This is a genomic window from Streptococcus sp. CCH8-C6, from assembly GCF_001557225.1.
GTDB classification, from domain to species: Bacteria; Bacillota; Bacilli; order Lactobacillales; family Streptococcaceae; genus Streptococcus; species Streptococcus sanguinis_C.
In genome coordinates this window covers 61372-81219 of the sequence record NZ_LSJN01000008.1, presented here as the reverse complement: position 1 = coordinate 81219, position 19848 = coordinate 61372, and the positions used below count along the sequence as shown (strand labels likewise).

At 44.3% G+C, this 19848-nt stretch carries 19 protein-coding genes; 6 read left to right on the top strand and 13 right to left on the bottom strand.

What is annotated here, in order from left to right:
- From AX677_RS00770 to AX677_RS00755, 4 genes are all read left to right on the top strand, one after another.
- Positions 1-809, top strand: an 809-nt coding sequence (locus AX677_RS00770; RefSeq protein WP_060975823.1) for an ATP-binding cassette domain-containing protein, incomplete at its 5' end; no start/stop codon positions are given.
- Between the two features lie 12 nt (positions 810-821).
- Positions 822-1517, top strand: coding sequence for a lantibiotic ABC transporter permease (locus AX677_RS00765; protein WP_060975822.1), 696 nt, complete (start codon positions 822-824; stop codon positions 1515-1517).
- Between the two features lie 145 nt (positions 1518-1662).
- Positions 1663-2595, top strand: a complete 933-nt coding sequence (locus tag AX677_RS00760) for an ABC transporter ATP-binding protein (protein WP_060975821.1) — start codon at positions 1663-1665, stop codon at positions 2593-2595.
- Positions 2588-3310 carry a lantibiotic ABC transporter permease gene (locus AX677_RS00755; protein WP_060975820.1) on the top strand — a complete coding sequence of 241 codons (723 nt, stop codon included), beginning with the start codon at positions 2588-2590 and terminating at the stop codon, positions 3308-3310. The genes AX677_RS00760 and AX677_RS00755 overlap by 8 nt, the downstream gene beginning before the upstream one ends.
- 110 nt (positions 3311-3420) lie before the next feature.
- Here the strand turns inward: AX677_RS00755 and AX677_RS00750 are convergent, their stop codons facing one another.
- The 13 genes from AX677_RS00750 to AX677_RS00690 form a co-directional block, all read right to left on the bottom strand.
- Positions 3421-4011, bottom strand: a complete 591-nt coding sequence (locus tag AX677_RS00750; RefSeq protein ID WP_231730771.1) for a helix-turn-helix domain-containing protein — start codon at positions 4009-4011, stop codon at positions 3421-3423.
- A 136-nt stretch (positions 4012-4147) separates the two neighbouring features.
- Entirely contained in the window at positions 4148-4981 is an 834-nt protein-coding gene (locus AX677_RS00745) for a CPBP family intramembrane glutamic endopeptidase (protein ID WP_060975819.1), read from the bottom strand.
- 453 nt (positions 4982-5434) lie between these two features.
- The gene (locus AX677_RS00740) at positions 5435-6310 is read right to left on the bottom strand and encodes a sensor histidine kinase KdpD (RefSeq protein ID WP_060975818.1); all 876 of its coding nucleotides are present in this window, start codon (positions 6308-6310) and stop codon (positions 5435-5437) included.
- A 1-nt stretch (position 6311) separates the two neighbouring features.
- The gene (locus tag AX677_RS00735; protein WP_060975817.1) at positions 6312-6992 is read right to left on the bottom strand and encodes a response regulator transcription factor; all 681 of its coding nucleotides are present in this window, start codon (positions 6990-6992) and stop codon (positions 6312-6314) included.
- A gap of 279 nt (positions 6993-7271) precedes the next feature.
- Positions 7272-8711, bottom strand: coding sequence for a 6-phospho-beta-glucosidase (locus AX677_RS00730; protein ID WP_060975816.1), 1440 nt, complete (start codon positions 8709-8711; stop codon positions 7272-7274).
- Positions 8712-8940: 229 nt separating this feature from the next.
- A complete protein-coding gene (locus AX677_RS00725; protein WP_004189971.1) occupies positions 8941-10179 on the bottom strand; it encodes a DUF3592 domain-containing protein in 1239 nt (412 codons plus the stop codon).
- A gap of 59 nt (positions 10180-10238) precedes the next feature.
- Complete coding sequence (locus tag AX677_RS00720; RefSeq protein ID WP_004189974.1) at positions 10239-10586, bottom strand: VOC family protein; 348 nt, start codon at positions 10584-10586, stop codon at positions 10239-10241.
- Between the two features lie 110 nt (positions 10587-10696).
- The gene (gene spxB, locus AX677_RS00715; protein ID WP_004189978.1) at positions 10697-12472 is read right to left on the bottom strand and encodes a pyruvate oxidase; all 1776 of its coding nucleotides are present in this window, start codon (positions 12470-12472) and stop codon (positions 10697-10699) included.
- Positions 12473-12922: 450 nt separating this feature from the next.
- The gene (locus AX677_RS00710; protein WP_060975815.1) at positions 12923-15145 is read right to left on the bottom strand and encodes a heavy metal translocating P-type ATPase; all 2223 of its coding nucleotides are present in this window, start codon (positions 15143-15145) and stop codon (positions 12923-12925) included.
- Positions 15146-15155: 10 nt separating this feature from the next.
- Positions 15156-15527, bottom strand: coding sequence for a cupredoxin domain-containing protein (locus AX677_RS00705; protein WP_002901455.1), 372 nt, complete (start codon positions 15525-15527; stop codon positions 15156-15158).
- An 18-nt stretch (positions 15528-15545) separates the two neighbouring features.
- A complete protein-coding gene (locus tag AX677_RS00700) occupies positions 15546-15941 on the bottom strand; it encodes a CopY/TcrY family copper transport repressor (protein WP_002903337.1) in 396 nt (131 codons plus the stop codon).
- Between the two features lie 145 nt (positions 15942-16086).
- Entirely contained in the window at positions 16087-16719 is a 633-nt protein-coding gene (locus AX677_RS00695; RefSeq protein ID WP_060975814.1) for an SGNH/GDSL hydrolase family protein, read from the bottom strand.
- The gene (locus AX677_RS00690; protein ID WP_060975813.1) at positions 16719-17576 is read right to left on the bottom strand and encodes a Cof-type HAD-IIB family hydrolase; all 858 of its coding nucleotides are present in this window, start codon (positions 17574-17576) and stop codon (positions 16719-16721) included. The genes AX677_RS00695 and AX677_RS00690 overlap by 1 nt, the downstream gene beginning before the upstream one ends.
- A gap of 184 nt (positions 17577-17760) precedes the next feature.
- Between AX677_RS00690 and AX677_RS00685 the strand changes: the two genes are divergently transcribed.
- Positions 17761-18402, top strand: coding sequence for a GntR family transcriptional regulator (locus AX677_RS00685; protein WP_002896558.1), 642 nt, complete (start codon positions 17761-17763; stop codon positions 18400-18402).
- A gap of 246 nt (positions 18403-18648) precedes the next feature.
- A complete protein-coding gene (locus AX677_RS00680) occupies positions 18649-19839 on the top strand; it encodes a glycine betaine/L-proline ABC transporter ATP-binding protein (protein WP_002923224.1) in 1191 nt (396 codons plus the stop codon).
- Positions 19840-19848: the final 9 nt, after the last annotated feature.

The following is a 19848-nucleotide window of genomic DNA, read 5'->3' as shown; positions in this document are numbered from 1 at the left end:
GACTGATTGGCAAGAACGGGGCTGGCAAAACCACTCTTCTCAAGACCATTAGCCGACTCATTCATGCCAACAGCGGAACCGTGTCTGTCTTTGGTTCGCAGAACTCTAAGGAATGGAATGAAGCCCTGCGCAAGATAGGAACTGTCATCGAAACACCGGTCGCTTACAATCAGATGACTGCTTATCAAAACCTCAACTACTACTGTAAGGTCCACCAGATTGCCCAGCCCGACCAGCTCATCAAGGAAACCCTGGTCTATGTCGGATTGAGCAATACTGGTAAAAAGAAATTCCGCAACTTTTCTCTAGGAATGAAGCAGCGCTTGGGGATCGCTATTGCCCTTATAAGTAAGCCTGAACTCATGATTTTAGACGAGCCCATCAACGGCCTAGATCCACTTGGCATCAAGGAATTTCGACTGATGATTCAGCGACTCAACCAAGAGTTGGGAATCACTTTTATCATTTCCAGCCACATCTTGTCTGAGCTTTATCTGGTAGCCACCAAGTTTGGCGTGATTGACCAAGGACGACTCGTCGCAGAATTCACCAAGGATGACTTTGACCGAGCCAGCGAAGATTATATCGTCCTCAAGACTAGCGATAAAGAACAGGCTGCCAATCTCATCCAAGGCAAGCTCCACTATCAGCTCAAGGACGCTGATAAATCTGACGAGTTGCACATTGTCGCCCAAGAGCAGGAACTAAATGACATCAACAGGGAGTTGGTTCTATCCAACATTCATGTCAATGGTATCTATGCAGCTCACAAAGATTTAGAAAAATACTTTACAGATTTAGTCCAGTAAGGAGAAAAAACCATGTTACATACTTTTCAAGCAGATTTTTACCGTTTCTTTCGTTCCAAGGCTGTTTGGATTACCGAATTCATTTTTCTACTGACGACCTTGAGCGCAGTCTTTGGCAAATTAAATGCCGTCCAGCTTATACAAGCGGTGTCCAACGCTATCGGTAATAATACTTTTATCATCATTATCCTCTCTATGGTCGTCATCGGGACAGATCTGAACAAGCAGCTTTACAAGAATACTTTAACCAGCGGCGTTTCCCGTACCAGTTTCTTCGTCTCTAAAGCCCTAGTCATGGTCTGCGTAACGTTCCTGCAGTTGGCTCTCTATTATAGCATCAACTTTATCCTAGCAGCCATTCTAAACGGTATCGGTGATTTATCCGCTACCTTCCTGCTTCAGTTTATTCTTCTATTCTTTGTGCAGTGCCTGACTGTCATTGCTTGGACAGCTATTATTTCCTTTATTCTTTATCTGAGTAAATCTATGATTGCTGCCCTGGGAGGTTACCTTTTCTGCGCATCCTTAACCGGAGCTCTTGCGCAACTTTATCCCAAGTCTCTGTGGCTACAGCATTTAACCATGAGCTTTGATTTTGAGACACTTCAAAGCAACGGTGTAACCTTAAGAATTATTCTAATCGCCTTGGTCTTAGGAACAATCTTCACCGCAGCAAGTCTTTATACTTTCCACAAAAAGGATTTATAGTAAACAATGAGCTGGTTCTTGACTGGCTCATTTTAATCTTTTCAATTTTAAATTTCTTTAGAAATATTTTAGAATTTCTTGAGAAATATTTGAAATTTAGTTTGTATACTAAAAGTATAAACAAAGTAATTAAAGGAGAAACATCATGCAAAATGTTTTAGAAGTGAAAGGACTCACTAAAAAATACGGTGATCAATATGCTCTGAAAGATGTCAGTCTTTCCATCAAGAAAGGAGAGATCTACGGTCTCATCGGAAAAAACGGTGCTGGTAAGACCACACTGATCAAAATCATCACGCAAGTCATCTATCCTAGCGGAGGGACCGTATCTGTCCTGGGCTCTCAGAACCAACAAGAATGGACCAAGGCCCTCAGCCATACTGGATCTGTTATCGAGACCCCTGTAGCTCATGCCCACATGTCGGCCTATGAAAATCTGCGCTACTACTGTACCGACCGGGGCATTCCAAATGCTGACAAAGTCATCAAAGAAACCCTGCAATATGTCGGCCTGACCGATACTGGAAAGAAAAAATTTCGCAATTTCTCTCTAGGGATGAAACAGCGGTTGGGCATTGCCATTGCCATTTTGGGGCGTCCCGACTTGCTCATCCTGGACGAGCCCATTAATGGTTTAGATCCAGTTGGGATTCAGGAATTTAGAGAAATGGTCAAGCGCCTCAATCAAGAATTAGGCATCACCATCATCATTTCCAGCCATATCCTGTCCGAGCTTTATCTAGTCGCAACTCGCTTTGGTTTTATCAATCAAGGGCATTTCATCAAGGAGCTGTCTAAGGAAGAATTTAACCGAGAAAGCGGCGACTATATCATCCTAAAAACGGATAATATCAAGCAAGCTGCTCATTTAGTGCAAGACAAGCTAGGCTACCAGCTCAGACCAACCAACAAGGAAGATGAGCTACATATTTCCGGCCAAGTACAAGAAATTCGCAAGATTGCCAAGGAATTAGTCCTAGCCGACATCCCAATCGGGGAAATCTACTACGCCCACAAAGACTTAGAAAAATACTTTACAGACTTAATCAACCAACAAGGAGGAAACACTCATGTTTAATAGTATCAAGGCGGATTACTACCGTCTCTTCCGCTCCGTAGGATTCTGGGGAGTGCAGGCTTTCTGCATCTTTGGAATTCTCCTCGCCATTTTCACTTCCCAAGTCGCCATTTCCGACAACGGTATCTTTTTTGCCATAGATGTCGTCTCCTACAACATTGGCATGATCTTTATTGCCTGCAATGTCATGACTAGCTTGCTTCTCGGTGTTGATCTCAATGACAAACTTTATCACAATAACCTGACTACAGGCAAGACTCGGACCCAGTATTACTTCTCTAAATCACTGACTATCGGTAGCTTACTTCCTATGCAGTTCATACTACTCTACATTTTTGGTATTGTCATCGAATTTGTCCGAACCGGCGGTAATATGGGAACCCTGCCAGCTAATTTCTGGGAACAATTCGCAATACTCTTTGTCATGCAGGTCATCTGTACCTATGCTTGGTACTGCATTACCAGCTTTGTCCTCTACTTGACTCGAAACTATAGTGTCGTCTTTATCACCTATATCATGACCTACATCTTACTCGGCCTCCCTAGTCAAATGGTCGATGCCAATAATGAATGGTTCAAGGCTATCAAGATGGAGTTCGTCTACGGAGACGCTTCAATACCAGGTGTCATCATCAAAACAGCTATCTTTGCTCTCAGTCTGATCACGGTCTTTAGCTTAGCAGGACTGGCTACACTGAAGAAGAGAGATTTGTAAAATAAAAACTCAGCTAATCACTAAATTAGCTGAGTTTTTTTGAGCGGATTTTGATTGGATTATGAGCGGATCTCACCCTTTCTGGTCTAGCCCTCTTTATCGGCTTTCTTTCACTGCTTCCAATCTTGCTTTTTCAAGAACAAACTGATGCAGACTCCTAGGATAAGGTAGAAAGTGACAAAGGCAAGACTAGCTGCCAGACTGGTCGGATATGGAAAGATCTTGCCCAGAGGAAAAAGAACATTAGATAGAAATCCGAGGGGAACAAAGAGCAAGAATAAAATCAAGGCTAGCTTAACCTGAAAAGAAGGTCTTACCTCGGATAGATTGCGGCCCGTTCCCCACACCAGCAACCCTACTCCCTGAACAATCAGCACCGGCGTTAGCAAGACACTAATCTTGAGAAAATCAGCTAAGATAATGGAGAGGATGATGCCCAGACCGACCAAGCCAAGAGAGAGTTGATAGCAAATATTGCTGGCTATCCTCCTGTGCTCGATTGACTGCTCTTCCTCTTTCTGTACTACAGGCTCAATTCCCTTGAGCAGATAGTCTGTGGTCACCTCAAAATAGTCACTCATGGAAATGATCTTATCCAAATCAGGCATACTCTGCTCGCTCTCCCACTTGGAAACGGCCTGTCTAGACACACCTAGTTGGTCGGCTAGCCCCTCCTGAGAAATGCCCCGCACTTTTCGCAGGTACTAGATTCTGTCTGATAGATTCATAGATTGTTTTACCTATTCTTTCTTATTTTTTATACTTTCTTTCATTGACACTTATTATAGCACAAGGCGGAGAGACTGCAAAGTCTGATTGTCATCTCTTCATAAAATGCTAGACTTCTTCTTTAGATGGAAGTGCTTTTTCCTCCCTATCCGTCCGATACCAGAGATAGATACTATAAAGTGTCAGGATAATCACACCTCCAAAGTAAAAGAAGGGATTGACTTGAGAGAAATCCAATTGATTGATAGCTTGAGCTATGCCAACAAAAGTCGGGATGAGGGTGTTGGAGAGCGCATGAAAGATGTTACAAGCAAGGGCAGACTGGGTCTTCTTATAAAGTGCAGCAAGCCAGAAAGAGAGAAGGATACTGAAAATGATAAAAACTGAGAAAAGGTCCTGGCTTCGATCATAAAAGCGATCGTAAAACCAGAGAGGAATATGCCAGATGGCCCAAATAATACCAGTCATCAAGGTAGAGACAAAAAAAGAAAACTTTTTCTCTAAGGCCGGCTGTAGGAAGCCGCGCCAGCCGAATTCTTCAATCCCGCCCGATAGGACAATACAATAGATAAAAAACCAAGGAAAGCTTACTAAAGCGCCGTCTACCAGCTTGCCGCCAGAAGCTAGGGCATAGAAGGCGGTCAAACCGCCACCATAGATTAGCAAGTAGAGCCAAGTCTCTTTCTTGCCTGAAAAGAGATAGGAGCAAATGGCCTTGAAGCCTTTCTTTTTCAGTACGATCAGACTAGCCAGCATAGGCCCAAACATAGCAATACCATTTAGAATAGCTTCAAGAGCAAGATAGGCTGTAGGTGGGCTGTCTGGCCAAAGGTTTTTGAGGATAATGTCCAATAGCCAGAATCCCCATGTCCAGCCGAAGTTCCAAGCCAGAAACGGCAAAATTAGTTTGGGTTGTGGTTTGATAGTTGTTTCTGTATTCATGAGAATACCTCCTTATAATATAATTAAACTCAAGTTTTTGATCCAAATCTTCAAAGACAGCGACTCGTTCATTCCGAAATCAAAAACTCGGCTTCTGCTTTCAGATTAACAAAAAAGCCAGTTGCCTTTCTAGCGACTGGACTTGGAATAAAGAAAAAATCTAGTTGCTTTTTGAGTGATTGAACTTGGAATCTTTGTCAACTGTCAGTTGCAAGTCAGTTATATCAAGGTTTTAGAACAGTTGGCTGATTTTCCCCTTTGACCGGTAAAATGGCCTTTCTAGGATAATTGGCTTTTCAAACCACAAAACAAAAAGGCATATTTATCATACCTTTCTTTGATTTAATCTAAAAATAAACCTCCGCCAATTCGAAAATTAGCTGAGGTTTATGAGCGGATTTTGTGGCTAGCTGATAGAGCTAAGCCTTTCTTTTTTGATTTTTTAAGTCTTTTTTACAAAGTCACAACCAGTTCAAACCAGTCGTCCTCAGCTTTCATTGTCAAGTCCCCGCCTAGGATTTCGACTAACTGCTGGGTGATGTAAAGCCCCAGACCAGAAGACTCCTCGCTGCTGGATAGATTTTCTGAGTAAAAGCGATTGGTCAGCTTATCCAGATATTGGATAGGCTGTTGGACGATATTTTTGACGGTAAAGATATAATGCTCGCCCTCTTTTTTCAGAGAAATGCTGGCAGCCTTACGGCCGTGCTTGAGGACATTGCTTATCATATTTTGGACAATGCGCTCTAGAATTTCTGGGTCTGTCTCTAGCTCTAGACCTTCAGCCAGCTCTACCTGCAGGTCAATCTGGGCTTTCTGAAAGGCGTCATAATAAGTAAAAAGCTGCTGGGTTACTAGCTGGGATATATCTGTCGGCTGGACATTGGCTCGAATGGCACCCTCCATCAGCCGGCGATACTCCATCAAGGCTTCCAGCCGTTTGGACACCATTCCCAGACTATCTGCAATTTTGATTAACTGCTGACTTTCCTGACTATCATCCTTCAAGAGCTGCTGGGTATAGCCGCTAGCAATGGTCAGAGGGGTGCGGATATCATGGGCAATATTACTGATAGCCATATCCAGTGTCTTCTTTTCCTGCTGGACAACAAAGGTCGTCTTATCTAGCTCCCGAAAGAGCATCTCTGCTTCCTCTGTCAACTCCAAAATACTGGGGGCATGAGCAGCAGGAGCCAGACGATTCTGGCTCCCTGTCTGCCGCTTCAGACGAATCTGCTGTGCCACATCCTTGACCGCCAGATGATAGCGTATGAAACCAATGACCAGAAACAGACTGATAAGGGCAAATAAAATGACTAACACCAACATATCAGTCCTCCTTAAGCCGGACACCTAGTCCCCAAACAGTCTCTATGTATTCCTCTGTTGGGTCCAACTGAGCCAGTTTCTTACGTAGGTTGCTGAGGTGAGTATTCAGGGTATTATCCCCAGGCAGATAGCTCTCTTCCCAGACCTGCTCAAAGAGCTCTTCCTTGGTGTAGATCTTCTTGGGATGACGGAGCAAGAGCTGAAGGATATGATATTCTTTCTTGCTCAGACGGACGCTTTTCTCACCGCAGACCGCCTCAAAGGTAGCCTTGAGCAGACGGATATTTTTAAAGGACTGGCCTTCTTCCTCGCCAGACAAAGCCTGCTGGCTGCGCAGCTGCACGGTGATACGGGCAAAAACCTCATCCAAGTTAAAAGGCTTGACGATATAATCATTAGCACCATTCAGCAGATACTGGCTAACCAGCGCTTTCTCACCAAGGGCCGTCAGCATAACCACTGGCACCGTAGCATTGCTGCTGCGAATTTCCCTCAACACTTCATCGCCATTCTTCCCCGGCAGCATGATGTCCAGAAGAACCAAATCAATCTCCTCCCGCTCAAACAGCGAAACGCCCTCCGTCCCCGAATAGGCAGAATAAACCGTGTGTTCCTTCTGAAAAAGATCTTTTAGAATTTCATGAATATCACTATTATCTTCGATGAGTAAAATATGAGCCATAAACACTCGCCTCCAGAAATTTCCTATCACTAGTGTAGCAAGGATAAGAGGCTAAGTCAATAAAAGATGGACTATTCGAAAAACTTTAGAAATATTTTAGAATTACTTGAAGGATATTTGAGAATTGAACTTTAAAATAGAAAGAAATAAGAAATGTATGTGTTATAAAAAGGAGGCTCAATATGTTTAAAATTTTTTGCAAAATCATTTTTAGAAGTATTACTTTCGCCCTTGAGGGATAAGGAAAAAGGCAGAGACATTCATATCTCAGCCTTTTTCTTATTTCACAGATGCTCCATTAGTCGCGATGACTTCCTTGTACCAGTCAAAGGATTTTTTCTTGGAGCGCTTGAGTGTTCCCTTGCCTTCATTGTCCCGGTCCACATTGATAAAGCCGTAGCGCTTCTTCATCTCGCCAGTGCCGGCTGATACTAGATCAATACAGCCCCAGGTCGTGTAGCCCCAGAGTACCACGCCGTCTTCATTGATGGCTTCCCGCATAGCCTTGACATGGGCCGCCAAGTAGTCAATCCGGTAATCATCAGCCACATAGCCATTTTCATCCGGAGTATCCACTGCACCCAGACCATTTTCCACGATAAACATAGGCTTTTGATAGCGATCCCAGATGGTATTAAGAGTAATACGCAAGCCCAGAGGATCAATCTGCCAGCCCCACTCAGAGGCCTCCAAATAAGGGTTCTTGAGAGAAGCAAAGATATTGCCCTCGGTCAGCTCATTAACCTTAGGATCGCCCGAAGCTACCCGGCTAGAGTAGTAAGAGAAGGAAATGAAGTCCACCGTATGTTCCTTGAGCAGCTGCAGGTCTTCTTCTGTCATGTCGACAGTGATGCCCTCGCGCTCCCAAGCTTTCCTGGCGTAGTTAGGGTATTCACCACGCGCCTGCACATCGATAAAGAAATAGTTTTTCCTGTCTTCCTCCATACCAGCCCATACATCGCGTGGATGACAGGTGTTAGGATAATTTTGACCCGCTGCCAGCATACAGCCGACCTTATTTTCTGGATCAATCTCATGAGCCAGCTTGGTGGCAATGGCTGACGCGACCAGCTCATGATGGGCTGCTTGGTACTTGACCTGTTCTTCATTTTCGCCTTCTTCAAAGCAGAGCCCCGCCCCCATAAATGGTGCATGGAGGATCATGTTAATTTCATTGAAGGTCAGCCAGTACTTGACCAAGCCCTTGTAGCGGGTAAAGAGAGTCAGGCAAAGACGCTCGTAAAATTCCAACATCTTACGACTCCGCCAACCACCATATTGCTCAATCAAGTGCATGGGACAGTCAAAGTGAGTAATGGTCACCAAGGGCTCAATGCCATACTTGTGGCATTCCTTAAAGAGGTCTTCGTAAAATTTCAGGCCAGCTTCATTGGGCTCCAGTTCATCCCCCTTAGGAAAAATCCTGCTCCAAGCAATGGACAGACGATAGGTCTGAAAGCCCATCTCACCAAAGAGGGCAATGTCCTCCTTGAAGCGGTGGTACATATCAATGGCTTCCTTGGCTGGGTAGAAATAGCCGTCCTCAAAGTCAAACATCTTTTTCTTCCCCGTGATGATGGCTAGACGGTCCTCACCAATCGGCACCACATCTACATTAGCCAGCCCACGACCATCCGCATCATAAGCTCCTTCGCACTGGTTAGCAGCTGTCGCTCCGCCCCACAAAAAACCATCCGGAAAAGTCAGTTTTTCAGTCATCTTTTTGCCTCCTTATCAATTAAACGTTTTTCTTATATTATAATAAACAATCAGCAAATAAACTTCTAACATCCTACGGAAAATTGATACTATTCCAAGTTCTATGGTGTCTGTGAGGTTCAGCATTCCCGATACTCTTCAGCTCATGTGGAACCACCTCAAAGGAGGTCAAGACGGTAGGACTTCCAGTTGCTAGTCAATAATGAGGGAGCTGGCATTAGGAGGGGGATCAACTAATCTGTACTTGATTTGTAATGGCATATATATCATTGTCATCTATCAGGAACTGGCTATCATCATGAGGATCCACATAGACTGGGATAGGTCTAGGATTCTGGCTGTAAGAGATAAAATGATGTTCTCTTAAGGGAAGGCAAATGCTGGTTTGATAGGGCACTTGGTTAATATCAAATTCAAGCCAAATCTCATGCAACGGATTATACTCTCTAAACTGTTCAGTGGGTATAACATCGATAATATAGCCGTCGTAGACAGGCCCTAGTCTTCTGGCTTGAGCGAGGCTTACCTTCTTTTTCCAAGCAGCAATGATTAGAGAGAGAATCTTGCCGACTAGCAATAGACTAAAGCCAGGCAAGAAGACTATATAAAAGAAATGATGATTTTCACTAGAAGCACTCTGATAGGGATACTCCAGGTTATAGGCAATAGAGATTTGACTTTGAATTTTGGGTTTTGTAAATCTACCGAGAACAGAATGGCCTTCATAAGCCACGCCGTCTACTTGGTATTGGTAGATGCTACTATAAAGACTGAATCCTCCACCTCCTCCTCTTCTTCCTCCAGTTTCATACACATCATAGTCAAGGACTTGAGCGGATGTAGTTTTCCAACCATAAAATACGGCTTTAAATTGCCCTGTTGCAGAGATACAGATATAAGTGAGGGCTATCATTATCAGGCTTAGGCAAACTAAAGATACAATGGGATTCTTTTTACGGACCGTTCCCTCAACAATGCTGATGCTTTTTGCAGCCTTGGGTTGCGGCTTTGACTCCTGTGGGGGATTAAAGGCCTGATAGAGGGAGCCGGCAGCCAATGCCATAAATAATAAGAATCCCAGCAATGGCATGAGTACAAGGATAGGGATTGGGATGTCATTCTGATATTGGCTCTGCTCAGGCGACTTGGGATTATAGAGAATGCTAATGGTTTCCCCAGACTTAGGCACTTCATCTTGATAGAGGTCTGAAAATCCCTGGTAGGTTTGGCCATCAACAATGTAGTGATAAGTAGGGTAGTAAGCGGGTGTAGAGCGTTTTTGCGGACTGGTCGTAAACCCGCTCACCTCAGCCGTTATGGTCTGCCACCCCTGAAATCGACTCTTGTACCAGTTAGTGGACGAGACATCTTTCAGTATCATGAACAGAAACGATAGCCCCAAGACACAGCTTAATAAAGCTAAGAGTAGTTTGTATAATTTGTTTGAACTAGTATTGTCTTTTGTCATATCATCCTATTATACCATAGGTCAGGGATTTTTAGCCTTTTTTTCTATGTTAAACAGACCTATTTCATTCGATAAAAATCAATCACTAGACCAGCAGGGCCTTTAACTAGTAGGGATTCCGTGCCCCAATCAGTTACAGCTGGGCCGTGTAAAATCTCGGCACCAAGCTCTTTCAGCCGCTGGTAATTCTGGTCTACATCCTCAATCTCGATGTGAAGAATGATTCCTGTCTGGAAATTTTCCAAAGGAATCAAATGATTTTGGGACAACATGAGGCAATGACTGCCAATCGTGAACTGAGCAAAACTGTCGTCAACATAGTCTGCCTCTTTATCCAAAATACGCTCCAAGTCAGCACAGACTTGGGGAACATTTGAAACGATAATATCTAATTGATTTAAATTCATTGACTATTCTCCAGAAAAAGACCAGATTGCTCCGATCTTTTCAAGTTCGACTCTAGGAAAATCAAAGAATAAAGTCTACAAAGTTTACATTTGATTTTCGGCGAGAGGAATTATTTAATTGCGCGTGATTGCAAACCTTCTTCTTCCAAGAAGAGGCGGAATGGTACGAGTTCTTCTGCTTCGTATTTTTCCTTGAAGGCTTTGATGGCTTCTTCTGAGTGAAGTTTTGGATCGAGTTCAAGTACTTCTACTGGAAGCGGACGGTGTTGCGTGATGCGGGCATCGATGACAACTGTCTTGCCTTCTTTGTTCAATTTAACAGCTTCTGCAACGACTGCGTCGATGTCTTCGATACGGTCAACTGTAAATCCAACTGCACCTTGTGCTTCAGCGATTTTCGCGTAGTCAGCGTTTGTGAAGTCTACACCAAACAAGTGTTTGTTTGTGTCTTCGTATTTGTTCTTGATGAATCCGTACTCAGCATTTGAGAAGACAAGGTTGATAACTGGAAGGTCGTATTGAACGTTTGTGATCACGTCTGGATAGCACATGTTGAATGCACCATCACCCATGATGTTCCATACTTGGCGATCTGGATTGTCTTTCTTAGCAGCGATACCACCAGGAAGGGCAATACCCATTGTCGCAAAGAGTGGAGATGTACGCCACATGTTCTTAGGAGTCATGTGAAGGTGACGAGTCGACGTTTGAGTAGTGTTACCTACGTCGATTGAGTAGATAGCGTCTTGGTCAGCATGTTTGTTAATGGCATTGTAAACTTGGTACAATTGCAATTCACCCTCAGTTTTACCTTCGAGTTTGTTCATGTAATCACGCCAGTTTTGGTTGTTCTTCACGTTTGCACGCCACCATGGAGTAGACTCAACTGCGTCTACCTTATCAAGGATTGCTTTAGCTGCTTGACCTGCATCACCTAGGATTGAAGCGTCAAGGGCATGGCGTTTACCAAGTTTGTAAGGGTCAATATCCACTTGGATGAATTTTTCAGTGTTCTTAAATGCTTCGTAAACTTCAGCAAATGGGAAGTTTGAGCCAAGGAAAAGAACGGTATCTGCTTCAAAGACCACTTCATTGGCTGGTTTCCAACCAACACGGTAAGCAGAACCTGTCAAACCTTCGTAGTTCCATTCAAAAGCTTCAAAGTTTTTACCAGTTGTGATGATTGGTGCTTTGATTTTACGAGACAATTCCGTGATCACTTCACCAGCTTTAACACCACCAAATCCAGCATAGATCACTGGACGCTCAGCCTTGTTCAAGATTTCAACAGCTTTGTCGATTTCAGTTTCGTTCAAAGCAGGAGCGATGAATGAACGCTCGTAAGAACCTGATCCGTAGTATGAGTTTTCGTCGATTTCTTGGAAACCGAAGTTTACTGGGATTTCAACAACAGCTGGACCCTTTTTAGAAACTGCAGCACGGCAAGCTTCGTCAATTACTTTTGGCAATTGCTCAGCGTAAGCGACACGTTTGTTGTAGACAGCGATACCGTTGTACATTGGGTTTTGGTTCAATTCTTGGAAGGCATCCATGTTGAGTTCGTTGACTGGACGTGATCCAAGAATAGCAAGGAATGGAGTGTTATCCATAGCTGCATCGTAAACACCGTTAATCAAGTGAGTCGCACCTGGACCACCTGAACCAACTGCAACCCCGATTGAGCCGCCGAATTTAGCTTGCATCACCGCTGCAAGAGCACCAGTTTCTTCGTGGCGAACTTGCAAGAAGCGGATATCTTTGTCTTCAGCCAAAGCATCCATGAGTGAGCTGAGTGTTCCTGATGGGATACCGTAGATGGTGTCTACGCCCCATGTCTTCAATACGTTGAGCATTGCTGCAGATGCAGTAATTTTTCCTTGAGTCATAATAATAACTCCCCTTCAATAAAATAAATTTTCAGTTATTGAAAACATTTCCACTTGTGAATGAAAACGCTTCAAGAAACTTTACTATATCAATTTACCATGTTTTTTCTCACTTGTATAAGAATATGCTCAGAGATGCTCAATCCCTATTACATGACAGATGCTCTTTTTGAGAAAATTTCACAAACTATAGTAGAATAGGATATTTTATTATAATTTGCATGAACCTCTAAGACTTGTAGCTGTAGGAAATCGAACAAAAAGAGACTGGGACAAAAGTCCTAGCCTCTTAATTGTTTTTGGATTGTCGAGCAAGACGCAGTGGTTGAGTGGGCTCTACTACATTGATTTCATTAGCTTTTACAGCCCTACTCAACTGTGCGGAGGTGAGACGACGAAATCGAATTCTAACGAATTACCGATTTCTGTCCCACTCTCTTTTTGTTTCATTTAATCAATTTTCTCAACATTGAGAAGCAGCGAGCTAGTCAAAACAGACAAAGAACTAAGGGCCATAGCAAGACCTGCTAGTTCTGGATTGAGGGTCAATCCCAGTCCTACAAAGACTCCAGCAGCAATTGGAATCCCAAGGATATTGTAGATAGAGGCCCAGAAGAGATTGAGTAAGATCCTGCGGAAGGTCTTTTGACTCATGTCAAAGGCGCGCACAACGCCAAGTAAATCATTTTGCGTGAGCACGATGCCACCGGACTCGATCGCAATATCCGTTCCAGATCCCATAGCGATCCCCACATCCGCGATCGAGAGAGCTGGAGCATCATTGATCCCATCTCCAACAAAGGCGACCTTGCTAGCTTCTTGCAGTTTTTGGATGGCGCTAGCTTTTTCTTGAGGAAGGACATCAGCAATGACGGTGTCAATTCCCACTTGCTTAGCAATAGCTTGAGCCACCCGTTCATTATCCCCCGTTAACATGACCGTTTTCAAGCCCCGTTCTTTGAGCTTTTTGATCGCTTCTTTTGAGCTGGCCTTCGGAGCATCTTGAATGGCAATCAAGCCAATCACTTGCCCATCCACAGACAAACTGATCACTGTTTTGGCCTGCTCTTGCAACTCTACCATCCGTTTTTCAAGCTCCGGATCCATCGCTGTCCCGTCATGAAGTTTGCCATTTCCCAAGGTCACCAACTGCTGGTCGATCTGACCTTGGACCCCTTTTCCTTCAATCGCTTGGAAGTTTTCCACAGGGAATAACACCAAACCTTTTTCTTCTGCTTGGGATAACACCGCTTGGGCTAGTGGATGTTCTGAAAAAGTTTCAAGACTAGCAGCCAGTGTCAAGACACGCGCTTCATCTCCTACAACATCGGTTACAAGTGGTTGGCCAATGGTAATAGTCCCTGTCTTATCAAACACAACGGTTTGAATCTTTTGCACTTCTTGAAGAACCGTTCCATTTTTAATCAGAACCCCCATCTTGGCACTACGGCCGGTTCCGACCATCAGGGCTGTTGGGGTTGCTAAACCAAGGGCACAAGGACAGGCAATAATGAGGACAGAGACTGCATAGAGCATGGCCTCTTGAAGCGACGCGCCCAGAAGCACGGACCAAACCCAGAAAGTCGCAATGGCCAAAATCGTCACCACTGGAACAAAGATACCTGAAATCTTATCCGTCAAATCTTGAATAGGAGCACGACTGGATTGGGCCATTTTGACAAAGTCCACAATTTGAGATAAGAGGGTCTCACTACCGACTTTTTCAGCCTTAAAGAGAATGGTCCCATTGCTGTTGATAGTGGAGCCGATAACTGCATCACCAACTGATTTTTCCACAGGCAAGCTTTCACCTGTCACCATCGACTCATCAATGGTCGTACTTCCTTCTACAATCGTCCCATCAACCGCAATCTTTTCCCCAGGACGGACCCGAATCAAGTCATCAATTTGGATATCTTCTGCCGCCACCTCGACATAGTTCCCATCACGGAGAACTTGAGCCGTTTTTGCCTGCAAATCCAACAACTTTTCCACAGCCTCGGAGGCATTGTTACGCATCCGTTCTTCAAAGATTTGCCCTAAGAGGATAAAGAAGATGATAAAACCCGCAGCCTCAAAGTATACTGGCTGACCAGTAAAAAGGGCAAATACACTATAGACATAGGCTACAAGGGTTCCAAGAGCTACCAAGGTATCCATATTGGAATGGTGCTTCTTAAATGAGGCCCAGGCACTCTTGATAAAAGGAACTCCTGCTACCAACATGATCGGCGTTGTCGCTAGAAAAGTCCCCCAGCGACTGACTGTATGGGATACAAATCCTGCCATCATCCCGATCATCAAGATCAATAAAGGAAGGGTAAAGATACTAGTAATCCAAAAGCGATCCCGTAAACTTAAGACACGACGGCGTTTTTCCACAACCGTGTAGGAACCCTTTTGCATCTTCATTCCACATGAAAACTCGAAGTCCCCTGTTTCTGTCGGGGTAAAGGATATCACCTTATCCACACCGACTTCCAAAGGCTCTAAAATCCCCTGATCTTCAAACAAAATTTCCTTGTAACAGCCAGAAGGATTGACCCGATGGAAGGTGATTTCAGCAGGGATCCCTTTTTGAAGTTGAAATTCTTTGGGACTATAGCCCTTTTCTGCTGTAATACGGATCTTTTGCACTCCGTTTTCCACAACTGCTTTTTGTTTTTCTACCATACCTACTCCTTTATTCCACAATCATGTGACCATGCATCATGTTCATTCCACATGAATACCCATATTCGCCCGCTTTTTCTGGCGTAATTTCAATGACATGTTTTTCACCTAAAGGCAAATCTTCATGAACGCCAAAATCTGGAAAGATCACTTGAGCCAGACATGAAGATGGATCCTTGCGATTAAAGATGATCCGGGCTGGAACATTCTTTTTCAGGACAATCGTTTCAGGCGAATAGCCCCCCATGACTTCGACTTCAATTTCTTGATAACCTGATTTCTGACGAGCGTGGCCGCTTACCTTTTCATGCTCTGCAAAGAACCACCAAGCAATAAAAGCAACCACAAGTAAACAAACAATACTAATCAACAATCCAAACATGGAATTTCCTTCTTTCTATTACATACAATTGCAAGGGACTGTTTCGACAGCCTCTGCTTTCTTTTCTTCCAGGACCTGCTGCAGCTGATTAAGATCTGCAAGCGTAAAGTCACTCTCCTGAATCAAGTTTTCAAGCACCTGGACAATCCTTTTGGAGCAAACCTTGTCTTTCACATCCTCAACGACCAAGTCTAAACTCTGGTCCTGCTTCAACAAAGCCGAGTAAACAAAGGCTTTGCCTGATTTTTCTCTAGTCAAACATCCTTTCTCCACCAAGCGGGTCAAGAGAGTCTTGACCGTCGACTTCGACCAGTCAAAGCGCTCGGACAAGACGGCGATCAAATCCGTGCTGGTCTGCTTGCCTTCCATCCAGATAATCTTCATGATGCGCCATTCCGCATTGGAAATTTGCATAGCTTCTCCTTTCAAAATCTACATTTGTAAATCTTATGATACTATTTTACCTCTAAGATTTACATTTGTCAACCAAAATTTTTTAAAAAAAATCTTCCTTTGAAGATTTGTCTGGTTGGGCTTTTTTCGCTCCCTATTTTTATCTCTATAACGTCTCCTGCAAAGCCTTGGACAGGGCTGCATAGCCAGCAATGGTCAGATGGAGACCATCTGTTGTGTAGTCTGGGCGCAGCTGGCCTCCCTCGTCCAGAAAAGCATCGTAGAGATCAATAAATTGGACATTCATGTAGGCGTTAGCCAGCTGGCGATAGGCCTGATTGAGGGCCTGAATCTTTTCATTGCTGCGGACATAGACCGTGCTCTTGTAGGCTGGAGCTTCATTGACCGGCAGGACTGACAGCAACTGAATCTGAGCCAGAGGATAGTCACGAGAAATCTCCTGAATAACGGCTTCCAAATTGGACAGCGTTTCTGTCTGAGGCAGCTCCTTGCCAATGTCATTGGTACCTATCAGGATAAAGACCTTATCCAAAGCCTGCCCAAAGAGATGGGCATCCAGATTTTCTAAAAGCAAATCAGTCTTATAACCCCGAATACCGCGGTTGACCAGTCTTTTATCCGTCTGCAGAAGTTCCTGAAGCGGATAGTATTCCACGATGGAGTCTCCTATAAAGATGATGTCTGGCTCCTTGACGGAAAGTTGATTGAGCTCTCTGTAGTTTTGCTGCAATTTTGCCTGCTCCTTGAGAAGCCATTCTTCTAATAATTGTACTGCCATTATTCTTTTTCCTCTTCTAAGTATTGCTCAATCACCTGTAGAACACCGGCTTCTGTATTGGCCGGCGCTAGGTAATCTGCTACCTTTTTGACTCGCTCATCGCCATTTTCCATAGCGTAAGAAATACCAGCTAATCCAAGCATTTCTATGTCATTTTCACTATCACCAAAAGCCATGATTTCCGAGCTTTGAATCTGCCACTTAGCCATCAGCTGCTGCAAGCCCCAGGCCTTGCGCATCCCATCTTGGAGGATGTCAATCGCTCCATAACCACTAGCAACCGCGCTCAATCGGCCTGCAAAATGCTGATTAATCAGACGAGCATGCTCTGCTGCTGCAGCCTCTTCTACCATCATACTCATTTTTAAGACCTTGTCAAAAGGATAATCCTGAAGGCTAGGCACAAAGTTCATCCGTTTGTGGAAAAGCTGGGCCATTTCCTTAGTCATAACCTTTTCAATCAAGGGAAACTTTGTCCCTTCCTGGACAAAGCCGCCTCTTTCAGAGGTCACAACCAGCTGAAGCTCCCTTTCACGACCCACAAAGTAAGCCAGCGCATCCCTAATCAATCCAGATTCCCAGAAGCTGCTCATACATAGCTGGTTCTTTTCAAAAATCCTCGCTCCATTGGCGACTACCAAGGTCATTCGTTCTACCAAATCTCCCAATAGCAGACGCATTCGTGGAATTTCATTGCCAGTAGCTACCACAAAGCGAATGTCTCTCTTCTCCAATTCGTCTAAAACAGTAGTCAGACGTGGCAAATCCAGCTGTCCCTGTCCGTCCAGCAAGGTCCCATCCATATCTGTCGCTATCATCTTTACAGTCATCTTTTTATCCATTTCTATCTTTATCATCCAATTTGGATTGCCTCTTTTCCAGAAAACCTCTGACTTTTAGACATATTATACTACTTAAAAAAGTAAAAAGAAAGGCAAGAAGAGGCGGATAATACGGTCGATTTTACAAAGGCCACTTTTCAATCTTCCAGTTTTATATTATAATCATAGCTATATTCCTGTCGTAAAATTGGAGGTCCTCATGAGCAAAAAAGAAGTCGCATTCCCACGCTACCAGCAGATTGCCGTCGCTATTGCCGAGCGAATCGTTGATGGCAAATATCCCATCGGCAGCAAAATCTATGCCCGCTCTACCCTAGCTAGTAACTTCAATGTCTCCCCTGAAACAGCCCGCAAGGCTATTAATGTGCTGGTAGATCTGGAAATCATGGAAGTCCGCCACGGCAGTGGAGCCTTCATTTCCTCCAAGGAAAAAGCCCAGCAGTTTCTTGAGACCTATAAAGATGTCAACTCTCTGCAGGATCTCAAAAGCAAGCTCCACCAGAGCATCCAGCGCCAAGAGGAAGAATTTGCTAACTTTTCCCAGCTGCTTAACCAGCTTCTCAGCCGAACTAAAGATGTCCAGCAGCGCTTCCCTTTTAATCCCTACGAGCTCCAGCTCTCAGCAGACGCCATCAACCTAGGAAAATCTATCAATGAACTCAATATCTGGCACTCGACTGGCGCTACCATTGTCGCAGTCCAGCAGGGAGACCAACTCCTAATCTCGCCTGGTCCTTATACCAAGCTGGAAGCCGGCAATACCATCTATTTTGTTGGCAACGAATTATCAGTCGGTTTGATGCATAATTTATTTTTTAATGAAATTGAAACAAACAAGTGAAACAGCACTTGTTTTTTCTTTGTCAAAAAACAGAATAGACAGGCAAGTACGCTATTTGACAAGGTTTTTACGACTTTCAAAAATATTTCAAAAAATCACTCCCCTTTTTTATAATAGCCGAAAAAGGCCGGTCTGACGGTCTTTTGGGTTTGACAAAGTGACCACACGATGTTATACTATGATGGTCTTTTAAGTGACAACTTATCAAAATAAACATGTAGTCACTTGTGCAAAAGGAGAAATACGTTGAATAAACTAGAAGTAAAACATTTGACTAAAATTTTCGGTAAAAGGCAAAAGCAGGCACTGGAAATGGTGCAGCAAGCCAAAAGCAAAACTGAAATTTTAGAAAAAACCGGTGCTACTGTCGGAGTTTACGATGTAAACTTTGAAGTTCAGACTGGGGAAATTTTTGTCATCATGGGACTGTCCGGTAGTGGGAAGTCTACTCTTATCCGCCTGCTCAACCGATTGATTGACCCGACATCTGGCGACATTTACATCGACGGTCAGGATGTGGCCAAGATGAACGAAGAGGAGCTGCGTGACGTTCGTCGCCACAAGCTCAATATGGTCTTCCAGAACTTCGGGCTCTTCCCGCATCGGACCATTCTAGAAAATACTGAGTTCGGTCTGGAAGTCCGAGGTGTTGATAAGGAGGAGCGCACGCGCCTAGCTGAACAAGCTCTAGACAATGCCGGTCTCCTGTCCTTCAAGGACCAATACCCCGATCAGCTCTCCGGTGGGATGCAGCAGCGGGTTGGCTTAGCTCGAGCTTTGGCCAACAATCCTGATATTCTGCTCATGGACGAGGCCTTCTCAGCTCTAGACCCCCTTATCCGACGAGAAATGCAGGATGAGTTACTGGATCTGCAGGCAGAGCATGAGCGTACTATTATCTTTATCACCCACGATCTCAATGAGGCCCTGCGTATTGGTGACCGTATTGCTATTATGGCTGACGGTCAGATTATGCAGATTGGCACTGGTGAGGAAATCCTGACCAATCCAGCCAATGACTTCGTTCGAGAGTTCGTTGAGGATGTGGACCGCTCCAAGGTCTTGACTGCCCAGAATATCATGACAACGCCACTGACTACCAACATTGACATTGACGGACCAACCGTGGCTCTTAATCGGATGAAAAAAGAAGAGGTCAGTATGCTGCTGGCTGTGGATAGGAAGCGGCAGCTCAAGGGCAGTCTAACTGCCGAAGCCGCCCGCGATGCCCGCAAACAGCATCAAGCACTGGCTGAAGTGATTGATAAGAACGTACGCAAGGTTACTCAGGAAACCCTGATTACCGATATTTTCCCGCTGATTTACGATTCACCAGCGCCTCTGGCCGTTGTAGATGATAAGGACAAGTTAGTCGGCGTTATTATCAAAGGTCGAGTCATTGAAGCCTTGGCCAATACTACTGAATCTGAAGAATAAGGGAGGTTC